Annotated in this window: 18 protein-coding genes; 1 reads left to right on the top strand and 17 read right to left on the bottom strand. The window is 59.5% G+C overall.

Annotation, left to right across the window (positions count from 1 at the left end; genetic code table 11):
* Nucleotides 1–29 precede the first annotated feature (29 nt).
* From I5192_RS12575 to I5192_RS12500, 16 genes are all read right to left on the bottom strand, one after another.
* Complete coding sequence (locus I5192_RS12575) at nucleotides 30–212, bottom strand: DNA gyrase inhibitor YacG (RefSeq protein ID WP_170513305.1); 183 nt, start codon at nucleotides 210–212, stop codon at nucleotides 30–32.
* Nucleotides 209–1,231 carry a ribonuclease E/G gene (locus I5192_RS12570; RefSeq protein WP_223116964.1) on the bottom strand — a complete coding sequence of 341 codons (1,023 nt, stop codon included), beginning with the start codon at nucleotides 1,229–1,231 and terminating at the stop codon, nucleotides 209–211. Before I5192_RS12570 ends, I5192_RS12575 begins: the two co-directional genes overlap by 4 nt.
* Complete coding sequence (locus I5192_RS12565) at nucleotides 1,228–1,806, bottom strand: nucleoside triphosphate pyrophosphatase (protein ID WP_223116963.1); 579 nt, start codon at nucleotides 1,804–1,806, stop codon at nucleotides 1,228–1,230. The genes I5192_RS12570 and I5192_RS12565 overlap by 4 nt, the downstream gene beginning before the upstream one ends.
* A gap of 10 nt (nucleotides 1,807–1,816) precedes the next feature.
* A complete protein-coding gene (gene infA / locus I5192_RS12560; RefSeq protein WP_005978431.1) occupies nucleotides 1,817–2,035 on the bottom strand; it encodes a translation initiation factor IF-1 in 219 nt (72 codons plus the stop codon).
* Nucleotides 2,036–2,125: 90 nt separating this feature from the next.
* The gene (locus I5192_RS12555; protein ID WP_170402459.1) at nucleotides 2,126–3,001 is read right to left on the bottom strand and encodes a carbon-nitrogen hydrolase family protein; all 876 of its coding nucleotides are present in this window, start codon (nucleotides 2,999–3,001) and stop codon (nucleotides 2,126–2,128) included.
* A 704-nt stretch (nucleotides 3,002–3,705) separates the two neighbouring features.
* The gene (locus I5192_RS12550) at nucleotides 3,706–4,260 is read right to left on the bottom strand and encodes a DUF333 domain-containing protein (protein ID WP_170425066.1); all 555 of its coding nucleotides are present in this window, start codon (nucleotides 4,258–4,260) and stop codon (nucleotides 3,706–3,708) included.
* An 86-nt stretch (nucleotides 4,261–4,346) separates the two neighbouring features.
* On the bottom strand, nucleotides 4,347–4,691 hold the full coding sequence (locus I5192_RS12545; RefSeq protein ID WP_170392698.1) for a DUF427 domain-containing protein: 345 nt from the start codon (nucleotides 4,689–4,691) through the stop codon (nucleotides 4,347–4,349).
* A gap of 63 nt (nucleotides 4,692–4,754) precedes the next feature.
* Nucleotides 4,755–6,545, bottom strand: a complete 1,791-nt coding sequence (locus tag I5192_RS12540) for an aminopeptidase P family protein (RefSeq protein WP_223116962.1) — start codon at nucleotides 6,543–6,545, stop codon at nucleotides 4,755–4,757.
* A 77-nt stretch (nucleotides 6,546–6,622) separates the two neighbouring features.
* Nucleotides 6,623–7,789 carry a winged helix-turn-helix domain-containing protein gene (locus I5192_RS12535; protein WP_170392696.1) on the bottom strand — a complete coding sequence of 389 codons (1,167 nt, stop codon included), beginning with the start codon at nucleotides 7,787–7,789 and terminating at the stop codon, nucleotides 6,623–6,625.
* Between the two features lie 265 nt (nucleotides 7,790–8,054).
* Complete coding sequence (gene cobT, locus I5192_RS12530; RefSeq protein ID WP_170513326.1) at nucleotides 8,055–9,932, bottom strand: cobaltochelatase subunit CobT; 1,878 nt, start codon at nucleotides 9,930–9,932, stop codon at nucleotides 8,055–8,057.
* 121 nt (nucleotides 9,933–10,053) lie between these two features.
* A complete protein-coding gene (gene cobS, locus I5192_RS12525) occupies nucleotides 10,054–11,040 on the bottom strand; it encodes a cobaltochelatase subunit CobS (RefSeq protein WP_010437533.1) in 987 nt (328 codons plus the stop codon).
* A 145-nt stretch (nucleotides 11,041–11,185) separates the two neighbouring features.
* Complete coding sequence (locus I5192_RS12520; RefSeq protein ID WP_223116961.1) at nucleotides 11,186–14,533, bottom strand: error-prone DNA polymerase; 3,348 nt, start codon at nucleotides 14,531–14,533, stop codon at nucleotides 11,186–11,188.
* Nucleotides 14,530–16,005: a DNA polymerase Y family protein gene (locus I5192_RS12515; protein WP_223116960.1), complete on the bottom strand. Its 1,476-nt coding sequence runs from the start codon at nucleotides 16,003–16,005 to the stop codon at nucleotides 14,530–14,532. Before I5192_RS12515 ends, I5192_RS12520 begins: the two co-directional genes overlap by 4 nt.
* Nucleotides 16,006–16,106: 101 nt before the next feature.
* Complete coding sequence (locus I5192_RS12510; protein WP_170662949.1) at nucleotides 16,107–16,838, bottom strand: amino acid ABC transporter ATP-binding protein; 732 nt, start codon at nucleotides 16,836–16,838, stop codon at nucleotides 16,107–16,109.
* On the bottom strand, nucleotides 16,838–17,671 hold the full coding sequence (locus I5192_RS12505; protein WP_010437538.1) for an amino acid ABC transporter permease: 834 nt from the start codon (nucleotides 17,669–17,671) through the stop codon (nucleotides 16,838–16,840). The genes I5192_RS12510 and I5192_RS12505 overlap by 1 nt, the downstream gene beginning before the upstream one ends.
* Before the next feature lies 1 nt (nucleotide 17,672).
* Nucleotides 17,673–18,488, bottom strand: coding sequence for an ABC transporter substrate-binding protein (locus I5192_RS12500; protein WP_170402438.1), 816 nt, complete (start codon nucleotides 18,486–18,488; stop codon nucleotides 17,673–17,675).
* A 322-nt stretch (nucleotides 18,489–18,810) separates the two neighbouring features.
* On the opposite strand from I5192_RS12500, the gene I5192_RS12495 reads away from it, so the two are divergent.
* Nucleotides 18,811–19,371 (top strand): CHAP domain-containing protein, encoded by a 561-nt coding sequence (locus tag I5192_RS12495; protein WP_170392689.1) that lies wholly within the window; start codon nucleotides 18,811–18,813, stop codon nucleotides 19,369–19,371.
* Nucleotides 19,372–19,541: 170 nt separating this feature from the next.
* Here I5192_RS12495 and I5192_RS12490 read toward each other — a convergent pair whose 3' ends face one another.
* Nucleotides 19,542–19,967, bottom strand: coding sequence for a GFA family protein (locus I5192_RS12490; RefSeq protein WP_223116959.1), 426 nt, complete (start codon nucleotides 19,965–19,967; stop codon nucleotides 19,542–19,544).
* Between the last annotated feature and the right edge of the window lie 175 nt (nucleotides 19,968–20,142).

Raw genomic sequence — 20,142 nt, 5'->3', positions numbered from 1 at the left:
GCAGTGTCCAGAGGCTTTTTGACATTTTTTCAATGCGGGCGAGACGTGGGGCTTTCGGTTGGTTCCGAGGTCGTCTCGGCGTCTTCTTCACGTTGCGATGGCACCGCATAAGAACCGTTTAGCCATTTTGCCAGATCGATATCCGCGCAGCGTTTGGAGCAGAATGGTCGAAAGGCCTGCTGGGTATCTTCTCCGCAGATCGGGCAGCTCATTTCAGGATCTCCGTCAATGGGATACGACCACGTTTGCGCTGTAGTTCGAAATGGCCAAGCGGGGTCCAACCGGCCAGGATCGTCTCATCAGGATCGGACTTGAATGCCGCCCGCAAGGCCGATTCGAAACCCCTCCGGTCTTTCTTGGGCATCGGTGCAAGGTCCAGAGTGATCTGCCCCCCCAACCCGCGCACGCGCAGGGCGCGCGGCAGGGCTTTGGCGCAGGCGAAGTTAGCTTTGGTTCCCGCTGCGAGAGATGTGTCGGCGCCGGTGTTCACATCCACCGCAACCAGCGCGCGGGTCGGTTGGATATAGAGGTGTCCTCCACCGGGAAGCGTTTCGGAAATCCCCTTTGCTGTATCGAGCGCATCAACGACACCGTGGTCCTCAAATCCACCGGATGCGGTCACGACCTCTGCCGGGTCCGTCCAATCACGCCAGGCCAGGATATGCGGACCATCGCCCTCGCTCAGCAATTCTGGTTCACTGCCCGTATCAGCCAATACCTGCTCGGCAAGTGCCAACATGGCTGTGATATCTTCAGCGATTTCATCTGCATCCGCCGTCTGACAGCACGAGCGCAGGATCAGGCCGTGCGTGCTGTTTCCCATTTGCTCATGCGCGATTTCGAGAAGTTGGTCGCGCGTATCTTCATCACGGATACGGCGCGAGATGTTCAGGCCGGGCGCGTCAGGTGTCACGATCGCAAAGCGGCTTTTGAACAAAATACGGTTCGAGACGGGTATGGCTTTGCCGGGCTCGGCATATCCGGTCACCTGCACCAGTAGCAAAGCGCCGGGTGCCAACCCTTTGACTTGCCTCAGAAAAGCCGGGCCGTCGGGTGTGGTGAGAAACATGCCGCCCTGACCTTTGACCGGGCGATCGGCGCGGGCGCGGTAGATCGTACCTGGCGCAGGGGCATCTGTGGCGATCAGGAAATCGTCGAGAATACCATCCACCATCAGAGCTGCAGCTTCGCGTCCCTGAATATGATCCAGAATGATGGTACGACCCTTCATGATACCTCGCGATATAAGGGATAGCCGATGCCTTGCAGCAGTGCAGCCGCTTCGGATAAGGGCAGGCCGACGATACCGGTGAACGAGCCTGAAATCCACGGGATGAACGCACCGGCAGGACCTTGTATTGCATAGGCTCCGGCCTTGCCCTGCCAGTCATCGGTCGCAAGATAGGCATTGATTTCGCTGTCGGACAGACGTTTCACTTTTACCTGAGAAACCACGTCACGCTGGAGGATTTTATCCCCGCGCCGCACAGCGACCGAAGTGATCACCCGATGGCGTCGGCCGGACAGGGCGTGCAGAAACTCTGCAGCTTGTCCCGCGTCTTCGGGTTTGCCAAGAATGCGGCGACCCAGTGCGACCGTTGTGTCAGCACATAAGGTGATATCATCGCTATCAGCTTGAACAGCCTGAACTTTTTGCCGCGTGATGCGGCTGCAATAGGGGGCTGGCAGTTCGCCATTCAGCGGGGTTTCATCGATATCCGGCGGACGGATCGCATCGGGCCGAACGCCAAGCTGCGCCAGCAGGTCCAGCCGCCGCGGGCTGCCCGATCCGAGGATAAACGCCATGTACGAAGCGTTACTTGAAGCGATAGTTGATCCGACCCTTGGTCAGATCATATGGGGTCATTTCGACCTGAACTTTGTCGCCGGCCAGAACACGGATGCGGTTCTTGCGCATCTTGCCTGCCGTATGTGCGATGATCTCATGGCCGTTTTCCAGCTCGACCCGAAACGTCGCATTAGGCAGGAGTTCCTTCACGACACCGGGAAATTCGAGCGTATCTTCCTTGGCCATGTTGTCTCCATCATTAGGTTGCACCTGCAGAATCTGCAGATCGTGCGCTTAAATGAGCCTATTTCGGCCTTATTTCAAGGGCGAAGTCACCTAAAGGGGTGATATTGTGACTGAATCGACCCGAGCGTCTTGCTCGGTCCAGTGCGTGCGGTTCAACACCCACCCGTCTGCGCGGACGTTTGCAATTGTGGACAGGTCGGCCTCGGCATAGGTCCAGCCGGCGGTATTCAGCGTGCCCTCGGCAAGCACTCCCGTCGGTGGGAACCCGATATCGGGCGGGCCAAACACGCCACCCATGCCGGTATTCATGTCGACTGCTTCGGACCATTCATTGCCGCCAACTAACGATGACATTACCGTAACGCATTGATTTTCAAGGGCACGAGACATGGCGCCGATCCGCACACGCCAATACCCGGACAGGGCTTCGGTGCAGGATGGTACGAGGATCAAGTCGGCCTCGCTCAGGGCCCGACCCAAGAGAGGGAACTCACTGTCATAGCAGATCAGAACGCCGATTTTACCCAATGCGGTATCAAACAGTTTCAACGAACCGCCCGGGGCGATGTCCCAGGCCTCGCGTTCAAACCGTGTCATGATCTGCTTGTCCTGATGATCGAGACGACCGTCAGGAGCGTAGAACACTGCGCGGTTCACCGGGCGCCCTGGTCCGTCGATGACCGGGGCGGAAGCCCCCAGAATGTATGTGTTATACATCTTTGCAAGGCGCGAATGCACAACTTGTACATCTTCCATCCGGTCGGAAACCGCCCGGATTGAGCGTTCGAGATCGCCGGCCACCTTAGGGCCGTCGAGCGTCGACAACTCCATTGCGCCGTATTCGGGAAAGACCAGAAGGTCGGCACCTTGTCCTGCGGCCTCGGAAACCCATGCCTCAAGCTTGTCTTCATATTGAGCCCAACTATCGAGCCAATCGAGGTCGTAGGCGGCGGTGGCGATTTTCATTCCCAAGTCCTATGTCTGGTCGCTGCGCGACACTAGAACAGCAGATCGTCCAGGGCTACTGCAATCGCGGCACGGGTGATTCTGAAACCTATGTTGCGACTTACTGTTTCGATGCGGGTGTGTGTTTATTGGCAGGTTTTCTCGGCCGCCGGTGCAGAGATTGCATCGAATGGCTGATCAGAGGTCGATTTGACCTATCGAAGAACCTGAACGAAACAGGCAAGGAACTCCACCTCGGGCATCAGTTTTTCAAGTTCTTCAAGCGTGCGAAGGGGCAGTTTTACATCAAGAACATTGGCCCCGGGGATATCGGCTCACGGAAACAAGGCGCTGTCATTTGTAACGGCATCGAGCACCAAGGATGCGGTCTGAAGGGCAAATCCGGAGATCAGGTATGTCGTCGATCCGGTCGGTCAGGCTGGTTTGTGCAATCCCGAAAAAGCGGTGAAATGCCCTGTCCAGACTTTCGTGAATCTCGAACCCTTCATCGAAAGCGAGGAAGGCAAATCCTAGTGAAATCTACAGCCAGATGATGTGCTTCCGTCGCAGGAAAACCTGAAAATTAGCCAAGGCGACTTAATGGACGCGATCAGGCTGTCGCAAAACGGTCACTAACACGCGCTCTGATCGTCAGTAAACTGCGGCTCAATCGGGGCTTCAAGTTCATTTTGGGTGTGGATGTCGGGCTTGATTACCGGATCGGATCACTCGGGATTTTCCGCACGGAACAGGGCCCATGCGTCCTGCGAGGTGCCGTCCGGCTTGGTGCATATGCCTACCTGACCCGAACCAGTGTCTTTGATCTTGTAGCTGCCGCCGATCTCAAGGCAGTAGGCTGCTGCTGGGTTCACCACCTGATGCGTTTTTTCATGTGCCTTGCGGTACAGCTCCCATGCATCGGCGGACGTACCGTCGCTCAGTGCGCAGCGAGACGTGGTCAGGTCATATTCGCCTCCAATTGAGCCACAGTACACGGCGGCGGGATTTGCAAGGCCGACCGGCTTGCTGCCATCCGTGCCCGCATGGTGTTCGCGAAAATAGGTCCAGGCATCGATCCGGGTGCCGTCGGGCAATTGGCAGATACCGCTCTGACCGTCCGGGCCGTCATGTATACCGTAGAGCCCGCCTTGCGCGATGCAATATGTTGCCGCGGGATTGGCCAGACCAGTGTTGGCAGAGCTTGCGGCGGGCAGGGCCATTGAAAAGGCCATCGTCAGGGCCGCAATCGGGCCTGCGGAATTCAATAGACGCTTTGTCATGGTCACCTCGCAACATTGTGGACAGGGCAGGTTCTGAGGATTTTCGCCGTTTTGCAGATCGATCCGGTCCTGCGCGGATACTTGGATCAGAGTTGTTCCACCTTGATCGAGTCTGCGGGATAAAAGGCCAAGTGATCCTTGATTTCGGCCACCGCGTCGATCGGGTTTTCATAACTCCAAGCGGCGTTTTCGGTGACTGAGGATTTGTTTACGATCGAGAAATGCGTGGCGTCTCCCTTGCCTGCGCATTGGGTGACTTTGTTGGTCCGATCCAGAAAGGCCATCGCAATGTCCGCACGCGGGAAGTAGATAACCGGGTCTTTGTCGCCTTCCAGAAGTTCCAGCGCGTTGTTGGTTTCACCCAAAATCGCGCCGCCTGAACGGACGCTCCATTTGCCCGGTGCTTTGCGGATCGTGATGGTGTCTGTCATTCCTGTTCCTTCCCTCGTCGTGTCAGGGCTTCTCCTCTGCCCAAACTATGTATCAATCCGGTGTCAGACCGGTGCGGTTGCGGCATCCAACCACAGTTGAGCGGCGTCGCCCAGCCTTGGCCGGACTTTTTCCGCCACGTCGCGGTGATAGGCGTTCAGCCAAGCACGTTCCTCTCGTGACAGCATATCGACTACAATCAAACGCCTGTCGATTGGGACATAAGTCAGCGTACGCCAGTTCAGCATGGCGCGTTCGTCGTCACCGCTGGGCAGGTTTGGGGCCTCTTCCACTACGACAAGGTTCTCAAGCCGGATGCCAAAAGCACCCTCGCGGTAATATCCCGGCTCGTTCGACAGGATCATACCCGGCTCAAGCGGGACATGGCTGACCCGAGATAGGCGCTGAGGGCCCTCATGCACGCTGAGATAGGTACCGACCCCATGACCGACCCCATGGTTGAAATCCTGCCCGGCCAGCCACAGCGGCAGGCGTGCTACGCATTCGATATCGCGTCCTGCCAAGCCAACAGGCCAGCGTAGCATCGACATGGCGATCATGCCTTTGAGGACGCGTGTAAAGCAGGCCTTCTCCTCATCCCCAACATCGCCGATTGCAATTGTGCGGGTGATATCGGTGGTGCCGTCCAGATATTGCCCACCGCTGTCCAGCACCAGCAGGTGACCGTTTTCCAGCCTGCTGTCGGTTTCCTCGGTCACGCGATAATGCATGATGGCCCCGTTCGGCCCGGTGCCCGCGATGGTGTCGAATGAGATATCCTGCAGCGCGTTGTCCCGGCGGCGGCTTTCTTCCAGCCGCGTTACTACCTGTGTCTCGGTCAGGGTGCTGGGCTTCTGCGCGTCCAGCCAACACAGCAGTTCGATCACCGCTGCGGCATCTCGCAGATGTGCCTCGGCCGTGCCTGCGATTTCGGCCGGGTTCTTGCGGGCTTTGGGCAGGGCGCAGGGATCGCCGCCATCGACCATACGGTCCCCCAACGCATCCGCTACGATCTGCGGAACCGTTCCCGGATCGACCTGCACCTTGCCTTCAAGTGCCTCAACCGCTGTCAGGAACGCGTCGGGTTGGTGTTGGGTGACCTGCGGGCCCAGATGATCCCCGATCCCGGTCAGTTTGGCAGCGGCCATGAACAGATCCACCCGCCCATCACCGCGCAGGATGGCAAAGCCATGGGCCACAGGGTTGTATGCGATGTCCGCGCCACGGATATTCAACAACCACATGATCGAATCCGGCAAGGTGATCACCGCTGCCGCGCGATCTCCGCTCTGCAGGTCACTCGCGAGGCGCTTGATTTTGCTCTCGGCGCTTTCACCTGCAAATTCAATCGGATGTGCCCTGACAGGATTCATCGGAGGGTCGGGTTGATCCGCCCAAATTCGGTCTACAAGGTTATCACAGCGCACCAGTTCGACGCCGCTGCCTTCAAGCTCTTTCTGTGCAGACGAAATCTGTCCTGCAGCGTGGAGCCACGGATCAAACCCGACTTTGCCGCCATTTGGCAATTGCTCTTTCAACCAGGCGCTCAGGCTGACATCTGGCCATGGGACCGGCGTGTAATCCTGTGCGACCTGGGCCTTTACCTGAGTGCGATAGCGCCCGTCGATGAAAACCCCGGCAATGTCCGTGAGCGCCGCGCAAAACCCCGCAGAACCGGTGAATCCGGTAAGCCAGGCCAGCCTTTCATCCCGAGGGGCCACATATTCACCCTGATGCGCATCCGCACGCGGGATCAGGAAGCCCTGCAGGCCTTCGCGCGCCAGCTCGTCCCGCAAAGCGGCCAGTCGTGGTGGGCCTTGCTCGGGGCGTGCGGTCACTTCGAAACTCTGGAACATGGGCGGCCTCATTCGTCAGTCTTGCTGCGCGCAAACCTGCGGCCTGCGGTAGGAAATGTCCAGCGCCCCGGCGCACACTATTCTTCTGTCTCAAGAAAGCGTTGAATGGCCTGGATATACGGGTTGTAGGCCTCATTTCCAGGTAATGGTATCTGGTTGCCGGTCTCAAGGATCACGAGCGAGGCATTGGGGATTCCAGCCGCCAGTTTGCGCGCCTCGGACAGGGGGTGAACGGCTGTGTGCCGCCCGTGCAGAACCAGCGTGGGGCATTGCACCATCGGAAGAAGTTGCAGCACCGAGGTGCTATTGGCGATGTCACGGTAGTGAAGTCTCTCCTCGCTTGAATAAAGTGTCTGCAATTCATTGACCATGTGCCGAACGCTATCCAGCGGACCTTCTGGAAAATAGCTGAATTCAGCGCCCATAGCATAGCCGCTGCCCGGCGTGTTCCACCCTTCCGCGATCAGTGACCGGATCGAGTCGGGTTGTTTGGTATCTTCCCGGTAATCTCGCCCTTCTGCCCATCCGCCGGAGATAATCAGCTTGTCAATCCGCTCGGGGTGTCTTGCGGCGAAGTGTAGGGCAGGGAAGGTGCCGCCCATTTCACCGAGAATTGAAAAGCGGTCAAACCCCGCTGCATTCACGACGGTCAGGATTTCTTCTATTCTGCGGTCATACACCGCCTGATGGTCGATGTTTGAGCTGACGTCATTGTCCTTGTTGTAGCGTAACAGGCGGAAACGGTTTGCCATGTCCTGTAACCGGGTACGCTCGGACGGGATGCGCCATTCCGCCTCCAGATCGTGCACGACCGAACCGATGCGCAGCACCGGCAACCCATCACCGGAAAGCGTGTATGGAACAGCGCGACCCTTCGCACCGCGCGCGTAACGCAGCCGTTGCGTATGGTTGTCTACGCCTGAATCGGTGTCGGCGTCACAGGTCACATCCGCCGCCATTTGCAACCCGCGCCGTACGACTGTCCGAATGATCCGCTGCGCTTTGCCATCGTCGCCGACTGCTTTACGCGCCGCTGCAATTCGTGCGCTGATGGTAGAATCCGAGACAAAGCGGCCACTCCAAACACGCGCGATGATCTCGTCCCGGGGCACCAGCTTACCTGGGTGCTGGGCCAAGAGGACCAACAGATCGAATACCTGAGGTTCGATTGCGACGGGCTCACCCCGGCGGGTCAGGACGTGTCGATCCACATCCAGAATACAGTCTGCAAACTCATAGCGCATGGGGCAAATACACTCCGTTTCTCGCGGAACGACAAGGTTCAACAACAATCTCAAGGGTTTCTAGGGCGTATCTCAGGACCAGCTACAAGCAGGCCGGGCAGGGTTGGGACACTATTCAAGCAGATAAACAGGAGAACGAATGATGTTCCTGCCCTTCGATATAGCGCTTATGCGCTATCCGTTACGCCACCATAAGCAAAGTCGCCTTCAGCGGTGCAAAAACTGGCTTGGATGGCACTAAGTCTGCACTGTCGAAGCAGGGCCGTCAACTGGCCCGCTTCATCCCCATCACGCGCGCGCGGGCGCGCGGGTCGCTGTCGAACAGTGCGGCCAACTGCTCGGTCATAGCACCCGCAAGCTGCTCGACATCGGTGATCGTGACGGCGCGATCATAATAGCGGGTCACGTCATGGCCGATCCCGATGGCCAGCAATTCCACCATCTTGCGTTTTTCCACCATAGCAATCACGTCGCGCAGGTGTTTTTCCAGATAGTTCGCCGGGTTCACGCTGAGCGTTGAATCATCGACCGGCGCGCCATCCGAGATCACCATCAGGATCTTGCGGGCCTCACGCCGCGCGAGCATCCGGCGATGCGCCCATTCCAACGCCTCACCGTCGATGTTTTCCTTCAGCAGGCCCTCTTTCATCATCAGCCCCAGATTGGGTCGCGCGCGACGCCATGGGGCATCGGCGCCCTTGTAGATGATGTGGCGCAGATCGTTCAGACGCCCCGGTTGCTGCGGGCGGCCATCGTTCAGCCACGCCTCGCGCGCCTGACCGCCTTTCCAGGCCCGGGTGGTAAAGCCCAGGATCTCGACCTTGACGTTGCAACGTTCCAGCGTCCGCGCCAGGACATCTGCACAGATCGCGGCAATCGAGATCGGACGGCCCCGCATCGAGCCGGAATTGTCCAGAAGCAGCGTCACCACCGTATCGCGGAATTCGGTATCTTTTTCGACCTTGAAGCTTAGTGGCGTGGTCGGGTTGGCCACGACGCGCGCCAGACGTCCGGCATCCAGAATGCCTTCCTCGCGGTCGAACTCCCAAGACCGGTTCTGCTGCGCCTGCAGGCGGCGTTGCAACTTGTTAGCCAGGCGGCTGACCGCGCCCTTCAAGGGCTCCAACTGCTGGTCCAGATAGGCGCGAAGGCGTTCCAGCTCGGCCGGTTCGGCCAGATCTTCAGCTGCGATCTCTTCGTCGTGGGTGTTCAGATAGACCTTGTAATCCGGGTCCGCCTCGGACGCAGGTGGCGGGGCTGGCGGTTCTAGCGGAGCCTCGCCCTCGGGCATTTCAGCCTCATCACCCATCTCATCCTCGGCCATCTCGTCCATCGAGACCTGAGCCTGAGACTGGTCCTGCTGTTCTTCCTGAGTTTGTTCAGGCGTCGCGTCGGCGTCTTGTTCGTCCTGATCATCCTGCCCGGTGCTGTCGGGATCGGGCTGTTCTTCAGCGTCATCCTCGGCTTGATCTTCCTGCTCGTCGTCCAGTTCATCCGGGTCATCACCCAGCTGATCGCCGTAACCCAGATCTTTGATCATCTGTCGGGCGAATTTGGCAAATTCGGCCTGGTCCGAAAGGATTTCGTCAAGATTTTCCAGCGTCCCGCCGGCCTGTTCCTCGATAAATCCGCGCCACAGGTTCATGACATTCTCGGCGGCAGGCGGCATGTCGCGGCCCGTGGCCAGATGCCGGATCAGATAGCCCGCCGCCACAGCCAATGGCGCATCCGCAGGCTGTTTGCACTGATCATAGCCGCGCCGGATCGCCTCATGCCCGATCTTGACGTCGATATTCGACGCGGTGCCGGGCATATCCCGCGCACCCATCGCCTCGCACCGGGCGGTCTCCATCGCCTCATAAAGATCCCGTGCCATATCACCCGGAGGGGCATATCGCGCATGGGTCGCGTCATCATGATATTTGCGTTGTAAAGCTAATGCGTCTGCCGTCCCGCGCGCCAACAGAACCTCTTCGCGCGTCATCCGGCGTGAGACCTGCGGCAAACGCATCGACTCGCCCGACAGGCCCGATGGATCAACAGTGTAGCTCACCGACAATTCGGGATCGTCGGCCATAACTTTAGTAGCCTCGGCCAGAGCCTTCTTGAACGGATCAGCAGGATTGTCGTTCTTCTGCACCATGTTCAATCGCCCTTTGTGTTGCAGTGACCCGCCGCATCAATGCGAAACCGGATCCCCCTTCATCTGGCCAAAAATACCTCCGCCGGAGGCATTGCGCCCCGCAGGGCGCAATTCATATTGCTTAGCCCAAGCTCGCGCTCGCCGCGCTTTCCGGCAGTTCCTCATCAAAGCAGCGCTGATAGAACTCAGCAACCGTCTGGCGCTCTAGCTCGTCACATTTGTTCAGGAACGACAGGCGGAAGGCATAGCCGATGTTGCGGAAGATTTCTGCGTTTTGGGCCCAGTTGATCACGGTCCGGGGGCTCATCACGGTGGACAGATCGCCGTTCATGAAGGCGGTCCGGGTCAGGTCGGCGACGGTGACCATCTGGCTGACGGTCTTGCGGCCCTCGGCGGTGTTGTAATGCGGCGCTTTCGACAGAACGATCATAGTCTCGGCATCGTGGCTGAGATAGTTCAGCGTCGAAACCAGAGACCAGCGGTCCATCTGCGCCTGGTTGATCTGCTGAGTACCGTGATAGAGGCCGGTGGTGTCGCCCAGACCCACAGTGTTGGCCGTCGCAAACAGGCGGAAGTTCGGGTTCGGTGTGATGATCTCGTTCTGGTCCAGCAAGGTCAGCTTGCCGTCATGCTCCAGCACGCGCTGGATCACGAACATCACATCCGCACGGCCCGCGTCGTATTCGTCGAAGACGATGGCAACGGGGTTGCGCAGCGCCCAGGGCAGGATGCCTTCGTGGAATTCAGTGACCTGCTTGCCGTCGCGCAGTTTGATCGCGTCCTTACCAATCAGGTCGATCCGGCTGATATGGCTGTCGAGGTTCACGCGCACGGCAGGCCAGTTCAGACGGGCGGCAACCTGTTCGATATGGGTCGATTTCCCGGTGCCGTGATAGCCCTGAATCATCACCCGGCGGTTATGGGTAAAGCCCGCAAGAATCGCCAACGTGGTTTCGGGATCGAACTTGTAGGTCGGGTCGATCACCGGCACGCGGTCGCTGCGTTCGGCAAAGCCTTTGACTGCCATATCGCTGTCAATGCCAAACACCTCACGAACCGAAATGTCCTCGGTGGGTTTTGCGTTGATGTCGATCGATCCGTCAGCCATGCGCCTTGTCCTTATCCTTTGGCCCGTTCACCGGGTTTGAACCCGTGTGTGGTGCAACATATTGCGGGCAAGGGCAAGGGAAAGAGGTGACCGGATCACGTTAGCCGGATGTTTCTTTGAAACTGGCCTTATGATGATGCGTGTTCTAGTGAAAATCCCGGCTTGGAAACAGCCGTTTGGCCTGTTCGCGCGGATGGCGGGCGCTTGGGCCGTTCTGGCGGGGGCGCGGGGTGTCATCCGCTTGGGGTTGGGTGATCCCGATAGCTTCGTCCAGCGGATGCCCAAGCTCGGACAGTTTGTGCGACATATCGGTGATTTCCTGCGCGATCAGATGCACGACGATTCCCTCGCGTTGCAGATATCCACGGACCTGCAGCAACCGTCCGCCCATCACGATCCGACGAAACCGTTCATAGACCTTGGGCCAGACAACCACATTGCTGACACCGGTTTCATCCTCGAGCGTCAGAAAGATCACGCCCGAGGCGGTTCCCGGCCGCTGGCGCGTAATCACCAACCCGCAGACGCTGTAACGGCCCAGCGGGATGTCCTGCAGCGTGGCATGCGGCACAAGGCCGGGGATGGAGGGGCGCAACAGCTCCATCGGGTGCGAGCGTAGGGTCAGACGGGTCGAGACGTAGTCTTCGACAACCTCCTCGCCCAGATGCATCACCGGCAGGTTGACCTGCGGCTCATTGATGCTTTCGCCATCGATAGGGTCATTGAACAGCGGCAGGGCGGTCCGGCTGCGGATGGCTTTGACATGCCACAGGGCGTCGCGCCGGGTCAGGTCCATGCCGGAAAACGCATCCGCTTCGGCCAGACGGGTCAGCACATCCGGGCGCAGCCCGGCCCGCAGCCACAGCGTTTCGGGGTCCGGATACCCATTGCCGCGCGCGGCCACGATCCAATCCGCATCCTCCTGCTTGAACCCCTTGATCTGGCGAAAACCCAGCCGCAGGGACAGCGCCCCATCGGCGCGGCGTTCCAGCAGATTGTCCCATTCCGAGGCGTTAACGCAGACCGGACGAATCTCGACCCCATGCTCGCGCGCGTCGCGCACGATCTGGGCAGGCGCGTAAAACCCCATGGGCTGCGAGTTCAGCAGCGCGCAGGCAAAGATCGCCGGGTGGTGGCATTTCATCCAGGCCGAGACATAGGCCAGCATCGCAAATGCCGCGGCATGGCTTTCGGGAAAGCCGTAATCGGCAAAGCCTTCGATCTGGCCAAAGCAGCGGTCGGCGACTTCGGGCGTATAGCCATTGTTCAGCATCCCTGCGATGAACTTGTCGCGATAAGTGCCAATGGTCCCCATGCGCCGGAATGAGGCCAGCGAGCGGCGCAGGTGATCCGCCTCTTCCGCCGAAAACCCTGCACCAACCACGGCGATTTGCAGGGCCTGTTCCTGAAACAGCGGCACGCCCAGCGTGCGCCGCGTCACCTCTTCCAAGGCAGGGCCGAAGGGTTCGGACTTTTCCAGCCCGTTGCGCCGCCGGATATAGGGCTGCACCATATCGCCCTGGATAGGGCCGGGGCGGACGATGGCAACCTCGATCACCAGATCGTAGAATTCGCGCGGCCTCATCCGGGGCAGGAAATTCATTTGTGCCCGGCTTTCGACCTGAAACACGCCCACCGCATCAGCGGCACACAGCATGTCATAGGTCGCCACGTCCTCTTGCGGGACGGTCGCGATGCTGAGGGTTTCGCCGTCATGCTGCCGCATCAGGTCAAACGCCTTGCGGATACAGCTGAGCATCCCCAGCCCCAATATATCCACCTTCAGAATGCCAAGCGCGTCGATGTCATCCTTGTCCCATTCGATCACGGTGCGGTCTTCCATCGCGGCGTTTTCGATCGGGCAGAGCTCATCCAGCCGCTGCTTGGTGATGACAAACCCGCCCACATGCTGCGACAGGTGGCGCGGGAAGCCGATGATCTCGCCAATCAGGCGAACCGTCTGCATCAGGCGTCGGTCCTTGAGGTCGAGGCCCAGTTCCTGCAGCCTCTCGGCATCAACGCCGCCATTGCTCATCCCCCAGATCTGGCCGGACAGGCCCGCGGTCACGTCCTGAGACAGGCCCATCACCTTGCCCACCTCACGGATTGCCGCGCGGGATCGGAAATGGATGACCGTGGCACAGAGGCCCGCGCGGTGGCGGCCATATTTCTCGTAAATCCATTGGATCACCTCTTCGCGCCGCTCGTGTTCGAAATCCACATCGATATCCGGCGGCTCACCCCGGTATTTCGAGACAAAACGCTCGAACACCATGGCGATCATGTCGGGGCTGACATCGGTGATGCCCAGCAGATAACACAGGATCGAATTGGCGGCCGAGCCGCGCCCCTGACACAGAATGCCTTGCGAGCGGGCGAATTGCACAATGTCATGCACGGTCAGGAAATAGGCCGGGAAATCCAGATCGGCGACCAGCGCCAGTTCCTTTTTCATCAGACTGATGGCCTTCTCGGTCGGGCCATCGGGATAGCGCCGTTTCAACCCCTCGCGCGCCAGACGTTCTAGCCGCGCCAGCGGGGTTTCAGTGCTGGCGATCTCGTCGGGGTATTCATAAGACAACTCACTTAAGTCAAAGCTGCAGCGGTCGGCGATTTCCAGCGTGCGGCGCAGCGCGCCGGGGTGGTCCTGAAACAGCCGGGCCATATCCGCGTAGCCTTTCAGCCGCCGCTCGGCATTGGGCAGGGCGCGGGTGCCGATCTGGTCAATCGTGATGTGTTCGCGCATGCAGGTCAGCACATCGGCCAGTTGGCGGCGGTTGCCACGGTGCATCAGCACATCGCCTACCGCCACCATGGGGGCCGAGGCCCGCAGCGCCGCCTGCGCACAGGCCGCCAGATAGGCCCGGTCGCTACCGTCATAACGCGGCACCGCCCCCAGAAAGACCGCATTGGGGAATTGCCGCCGGACGGTCTGAATATCGGGGATGGCCTGTTTCAACCCCGCCTGAGGCAGCGCGATCAGTATCATCCCCTGACAGGCCGCCAGCATGTCCTGCAAGCCCAAATGGCACTCCCCTTTCTCGGCCCGTCGCTTGCCCAGGGTCAGCAGGCGGGTCAGTCGCTGATAGGCGACGCGGTCGCGGGGCAGGGCCAGCCAGTGCACCGCGCTGTCGCGCAGAATCAGACGGCAGCCAACGATCAGCTTGGGCAGGGCGGGTACGTCCGGTTTGTCGATTGGCTGCACATGCCCGACCTCTTGTCGGGACGAAGAATCGAGGCGGTGCTGCGAGCGGATTTGAACTGCGCCTTCCTCCTCGCGCCGCAGTTCTTTCAACGCGCTCCAGCCCCGGACCACCCCGGCCAGTGAGTTCCGGTCGGTGATCGCGATGGCCTTCAGGCCCAGCTCTGCCGCGCGGGTCACCAGCTCTTCTGGGTGTGAGGCTCCGGTCAGGAAGGTAAAGTTGGTGGTCACGCCCAGCTCGGCATAGCCGGGGTCCTGCGCGTGGGAACTGGGCGGGTTCGGTTTGCTCATGCGAATTCCCCATGCACGAACCATCCCGGATTTTGCGGCGTGTAATACAGCCACAACCGCCGCCCCTGCCGGGTTTCAACCTGCCAGTAATCACGCAAGCCCGTGCGCCAGTTCTCATCTTCCAGCCACCATTCGGGGCAGATGCGTTCGGGGCCGGTTGAGCGGCCTGTGGTCAGCGACATGCGTCGCCAGCGAAAGCGGCGCGGCGGGTGTGGGCCTGATCCGGCGATGGGTTCCGGCGGAAACAGCTGCAGGGGGCGCGGGCGCAGGGCGGCCCACCCGCCTGCAGGGTCGGAATAGGCGGCGGGCGAGATGATGAAGCTGCGTTCGGGGATATGGCTTTGCGCGGGCAGCAGGCGGTGGATCTGATCCAACCCGATCCGGGTGCCGATGCGGGTGATCAGGTCATCCAGTTGATCTTTGCCCCGGCTTGCGGCGCGGCTGATCTGGCGCACCGGCAGGGGTTCCACCAGCGTGGCCTCCAGCCGCAGCTGATCGACGCCAAAGCCTGCATCCACCTCGGTCAATCCACGCTCGAACAGGGGCAGGATGCGATATGGATCACGCAAGGGGCGGGCCAGCCGCAGTTCGACCTGCTGATGGTCCTGATCCACCCGGCGTAAGGTGATGCACAGCTTGCGCGCGCCCATTTCCTGCGCTTTCAGCTTGTCGCAGAGCCGTTCCAGCAGCCGTTCCGCCCCGGCCATCATGTCGGACAGTAGCCCAATGGGCTCGGGCAGGGTCATGCGCACGCCGTAATGGGGCGGGTCGGCCAGCGGGGTAATCTGTTCAGGTTGATCCCCCAGCGCCTGATCCAGCCGCATCAGCACCTCGGGGCCAAAGCGGCGTGTCAGCGGCGCGCGCGGGGTTTGCGCCAGCTCGCCAATCCGGCGCAGGCCCAGCCGTTGCAGCGCGACCGAGGTATCCTCATCCAGCCGCAGCGCTGCCACCGGCAGGGCGCGGATGGCCTTCAGCGTATCCTGGGTCGCAACCCCTTCGCCATAATGGGCCAAAGCCCAGGCCGCGCCGCGTGTCGGGGCCAGACCGATCTGCACCGCCAGCCCGGCGCGGGCCAGACGCCTGCGCATGTCGGTCAGCATCATCTCTTCCCCGCCCGCCAGATGAGCCGATCCGGTGATGTCCAGAACCAGCCCGTCCTCACCTTCCAGCCCGACCCAGGGGCAATAGCGCGTGGCCCAGCGGCGCAGGGCGTGCAGAAACCGCTGATCCCCTTGCGGGTCGGCAGGATGGCTTTGCAGATCGGGGCAAAAGGCGCGGGCATCAGAATAGGGCATGCCGCTGTGCAGGCCCTGCCGCTGGGCCTGTACATTCAGGCAATACACCCGGTTTGCATTGTTCTGTTTCAGCGTCAGAACAAACGGCCCATCGACCGGGCGCACACGCAAAGCCCGGTCACTTGCCAGCCGGGGAAACCAGAGTGAAACGATGCGGCGCTGCATCCCGCCGAACATGTAAAACCCCCAAATGTTCTATATTTGTTCTTATATGTTCTTGACCCTCAAAGAGTCGAGTCCTTGAGGGCCAGATTGTCAGGGATTCAGAGCCCAGGCGCTTACTTCAACGCCCGCGCCAAAAAGGCTTGTGTGGTCTGGTGTGTCGGGTGGTCAAACACCGCTTCGGGCGGGCCTTCTTCAATGATCCGACCGCTGTCTAGGAAGCAGATCTTGTCGGCGGCCTCGCGGGCAAAGCCCATTTCATGCGTGGCCATCATCATCGTCATGCCCTGTTTCTTAAGCATCAGCAGAACATCCAGCACCTCGCCCACAAGTTGAGGGTCGAGGGCCGAGGTGATCTCATCAAACAGCATGACCTCGGGCTGCATGGCCAAGGCGCGCACGATGGCGACGCGCTGCTGCTGCCCGCCCGACAATTGGTCAGGATAGTTGTGCATCCGGTCAGCCAACCCGAACCGGGCAAACAGCGCTTCGACCTCGGGCTGCAATTCAGCGCGTGTCAGTCCACGCACCCGGCGAGGCGCGAGCATGACATTCTCAAGCGCGGTCATATGCGGAAACAAGTTGAAGCTTTGGAACACGATCCCGATCCGGGCACGCACCGATTGCGGGTTCAGACCGGGGATCGAGATATCCTCGCCATCCAGAAAGATCGCGCCGTCTTCGATGGGTTCCAGAAGGTTGATACAACGCAGCAGAGTCGACTTGCCCGACCCGGATGCGCCGATTAAGCAAACCATTTGGCCCTCATCAACGGTGAGATTAATCCCGTCACAGACCGTGCGGTCGCCAAAGCGTTTCACCACTCCCTGAAGTTCCAGTTTGGGCATCAGCGCCTCTCTCGCATTTGGCGGGCCATCAGGTGATCGGCGTAGCGTGTGGCGGGGATGGTGACGATCAGGAAGATGATCGCCGCGCCCACATAGGGGGTGAAATTCGCCAGCAGCGACTTGAACACTCCGGCCTGACGGAAGATTTCGACCGGGCCGATGAAGCTGAGCAGCGAGACATCCTTTTGCAGCGCAATCAGCATGTTCATCTGTGAGGGCACCACGTTGCGGATCGCCTGCGGCAACACCACGTCGCGCATCACTTGCCGTTCCGACAGACCCAGCGACAATGCGGCGGCGCGCTGGCTGTGGTGGACGCTGTCGATGCCTGAGCGGAAAATCTCGGCCACATAGGCCGAATAGGTCAGGATCAGCGCCAGCGAGCCCCATATGTAAGGCGAATTCCACGGGCGCGGCAGGCCCAGCCCCGGTATGCCGAAGCCGATCAGATAGACCGTCAGGATCACAGGCACGCCGCGAAAAATGTCAGTGAACGCCGCGCCAAAGATGCGCAGCGGAAACAGGGCGGGCGATTTGGCATCCCGCGCCAAGGCAATCAACAGGCCAAGCACGGCGATCGCCGGTGCGGACCACAAAAAGATCATCACGTTGATCCGAAACGCTTCAAGCAGTTTCGGGAAGGTTTTGACAAGCGTCTCGCCGTTAAAAAAGCTCTGCTGAACCTTCGACCAGCCCGGAGCCAGCGGAACCAGAAAGTAGATCGCGGCCACAACAGTGACCGTGCTAATCGTGGCGATCACCAACGACCTGCGTCGTTGGTGCGCCTCGTACCGTTCGCGGCGGGTCATCCCCGCCGCCTTATGATCTGCCATGTTACTTGATCAGAGGGACACCAGTGGTGTCCTGCAGCCATACGGCCTCGATCTCGGCCAGTTTGCCGTTAGCTGCCAGTGCCGCCAGCGCCTCGTCCACGCAGGCTTTCAGCGGGTTGCCTTCTTCCATCAACATGCCGAAATGATCCGGATTATCATTTTCATCCGCCGGGAACTGACCGATGACCTTTGAGCCTTCGATCATCACCGCGCTGAGGAACAGGGCGGTGGGCAGATCGAACAGGGCCGCATCAATCTGGTTGGCCGACATGGCGGCGTTAACGTCAGCATTGTCGCCATACAGCAACGGGTCGCTGTCGGGTTGGATGATGCTGGCCAGTTTCGGCACCGCCGTGGTCGAGCCGACGGCCCCCCATTGCAGGCCTTTCAGCGCTTCAAGCGTCGGGGCAGTGTCGGTCGAATTGGGGCTGACCAGAACTGCCATCGGGGCGGTGTAGTAAGGGGTAGAGAAATCGACCACCTGATCCCGTTCAGGCGTGATCGAATATTGCTGCATGTTGACGTCAAATTCCTTGGCGCCGGGCTGGATCGCCTCGTCGAAGGACGAGCGGACCCAAACGACATCATCAGCTGCGAACCCCATTTCTTCAGCCACGGCATAAGCAACGGCTGCCTCGAACCCTTCGCCGCTTTCTGGCGCGTCGTCGATCACCCACGGATAGTAGGCCGGGTTGCCTGTTGCGATGGTGAATTTGCCGTCTGTCAGCGTTTTGCCAGCAGCGCATTGTTCTTGCGCATAGGCCGCTGTTGACAAAAACAGAATTGAAGTTGCCGCGATCGAGAGTGTCTTGGACATCCGATACAAACCTCCTGTTGGATTGGGTTGCGGTCAAAGTAATTCTGCCTAACCCGACTGTCCAGCGGATGCTTGATCGTCGACCTGCGGGACGGGTTGGCGTTCATGTGTCCGATGACATTGTGCCGGTCTCTTCGCCTGCCATGAATCCCAGGGACGGCACAGGGAGGAAACCTGTTGCATAAGTGACCGCACGCTCGGCCAACGGCCGGAATGCGGCGCAGGAACTGGCAATATTCTGCCGGGGAACAGTTGGGCTCTTTTCTTTTTCCTAAAGATATTATTAAAACTGCTTCACCACTCAAACCGGCAAAGAACCTTCTTGCAGTACAACGCACGCAATACCGATACGATCTGGTCGCGCCTGCCCGGCGTCGCGCGAATTGCCGTTGTTTTGGGACTTTTCAGTCTGATCTCGGCCTGTGCCAAGAATCCGAATGAGGTGGACTTGGATCCCGAACGTCAGGCCATGGCGTTGCAAGAGGTCTCAAGAAAACATGCGCTGGGACAAAGGGTGTGGTGCGTGCCCTACGCACGCAACCTCAGCGGCATCGAAATTCGTGGCAACGCCAAGGATTGGTGGGGCAAGGCCCGCAATGGGTTTGACCGGGGTAATGAACCGGAGGTCGGTGCGGTGATGTCGTTTCGGGCCACCAGAGGGATGCCCCTGGGACATGTGGCTGTCGTATCCGATATTGTCACCGAGCGGGAAGTCATTGTGAACCACGCAAACTGGCTCCGGAATAAGGTGTCGTTGCAGATGGGCGTGAGGGACGTGTCCAAAAACAATGATTGGACGCTTGTTCGGGTTGAAAGCCGGCCGGGCAGTTACGGCAGTTCGTACCCGGTGAACGGGTTTATCTATCCGAATTTTGGTGAGTAATCTAAGCTCTCCGCGCCCCCGCCGATAGCTGGTACGGTGAAGCCGAGCGTCCGACGTGCCGCTGTCATCCGGGCGCGTGTGTTCGGTGGCGGGTATGTTTACATTGACACATGATCAATGACTGCAGGGCAGCGCAAAGCAGCCACTTGAAAACCAGGTGGCTTCCTCATCTAACGATATCCGTCTGGGTCGTTAGGGGTGTGTAGCAATGTGCCTTCAAACGCGTCGAGATCATCAGTCATTTGCAGCCAAGGCAATTTGCTTTGCTTGTTGACGTGAAAAGTCGGTTTGAAATCTTCCGGGTTTTCGAGCGACGCTGCGTAAAGGTGCATACCACCCGGATAATGATCGGCTTCAAATCCAATAGGTGATCCGCACGTCCCGCAAAAGTGCCTGAAAACGCCTTTGGAACTTTCATAAGTGCCGGGTTTATCGCCGGTCCACTCAAAGTTCTCTATCGGCACGCCTAACCAGGCAACCACCGGCGCGGCACAATTCCGACGGCAATCATCGCAGTGGCAATAGCATGCCCATGTTTGACTGCCCTGGTAGGCCCAGCTCGTTCTTTTACACAGACAATACCCGTGCGTCGCCATTCGATTTCCCTCCCAACCTCCTGAAACATAGGACGCAGGTAAGTTTTGAGATGGATATTTTGGGACGTTTCATCAGCAGAAAACGTCGGCGCTCAGGGCCAATTTGGACTCTTTCCCGCCATTTGAATGAAAATTGAGTATCTTTGGCATCAGCTCATACGCTTGGCTGATGTCC

This window comes from Ruegeria sp. SCSIO 43209 (genome assembly GCF_019904295.1).
GTDB lineage: Bacteria > Pseudomonadota > Alphaproteobacteria > Rhodobacterales > Rhodobacteraceae > Ruegeria.
This window is presented reverse-complemented; position numbering and strand designations above follow the sequence as displayed.

What these genes read in the sequence shown, in the direction of transcription:
- I5192_RS12575 (WP_170513305.1), bottom strand. Translation starts at nt 212, where the DNA reads ATGAGCTGCCCGATCTGCGGAGAAGATACCCAGCAGGCCTTTCGACCA.
- I5192_RS12570 (WP_223116964.1), bottom strand. Translation starts at nt 1,231, where the DNA reads ATGAAGGGTCGTACCATCATTCTGGATCATATTCAGGGACGCGAAGCT.
- I5192_RS12565 (WP_223116963.1), bottom strand. Translation starts at nt 1,806, where the DNA reads ATGGCGTTTATCCTCGGATCGGGCAGCCCGCGGCGGCTGGACCTGCTG.
- infA (WP_005978431.1), bottom strand. Translation starts at nt 2,035, where the DNA reads ATGGCCAAGGAAGATACGCTCGAATTTCCCGGTGTCGTGAAGGAACTC.
- I5192_RS12555 (WP_170402459.1), bottom strand. Translation starts at nt 3,001, where the DNA reads ATGAAAATCGCCACCGCCGCCTACGACCTCGATTGGCTCGATAGTTGG.
- I5192_RS12550 (WP_170425066.1), bottom strand. Translation starts at nt 4,260, where the DNA reads ATGACAAAGCGTCTATTGAATTCCGCAGGCCCGATTGCGGCCCTGACG.
- I5192_RS12545 (WP_170392698.1), bottom strand. Translation starts at nt 4,691, where the DNA reads ATGACAGACACCATCACGATCCGCAAAGCACCGGGCAAATGGAGCGTC.
- I5192_RS12540 (WP_223116962.1), bottom strand. Translation starts at nt 6,545, where the DNA reads ATGTTCCAGAGTTTCGAAGTGACCGCACGCCCCGAGCAAGGCCCACCA.
- I5192_RS12535 (WP_170392696.1), bottom strand. Translation starts at nt 7,789, where the DNA reads ATGCGCTATGAGTTTGCAGACTGTATTCTGGATGTGGATCGACACGTC.
- cobT (WP_170513326.1), bottom strand. Translation starts at nt 9,932, where the DNA reads ATGGTGCAGAAGAACGACAATCCTGCTGATCCGTTCAAGAAGGCTCTG.
- cobS (WP_010437533.1), bottom strand. Translation starts at nt 11,040, where the DNA reads ATGGCTGACGGATCGATCGACATCAACGCAAAACCCACCGAGGACATT.
- I5192_RS12520 (WP_223116961.1), bottom strand. Translation starts at nt 14,533, where the DNA reads ATGAGCAAACCGAACCCGCCCAGTTCCCACGCGCAGGACCCCGGCTAT.
- I5192_RS12515 (WP_223116960.1), bottom strand. Translation starts at nt 16,005, where the DNA reads ATGTTCGGCGGGATGCAGCGCCGCATCGTTTCACTCTGGTTTCCCCGG.
- I5192_RS12510 (WP_170662949.1), bottom strand. Translation starts at nt 16,838, where the DNA reads ATGCCCAAACTGGAACTTCAGGGAGTGGTGAAACGCTTTGGCGACCGC.
- I5192_RS12505 (WP_010437538.1), bottom strand. Translation starts at nt 17,671, where the DNA reads ATGGCAGATCATAAGGCGGCGGGGATGACCCGCCGCGAACGGTACGAG.
- I5192_RS12500 (WP_170402438.1), bottom strand. Translation starts at nt 18,488, where the DNA reads ATGTCCAAGACACTCTCGATCGCGGCAACTTCAATTCTGTTTTTGTCA.
- I5192_RS12490 (WP_223116959.1), bottom strand. Translation starts at nt 19,967, where the DNA reads ATGGCGACGCACGGGTATTGTCTGTGTAAAAGAACGAGCTGGGCCTAC.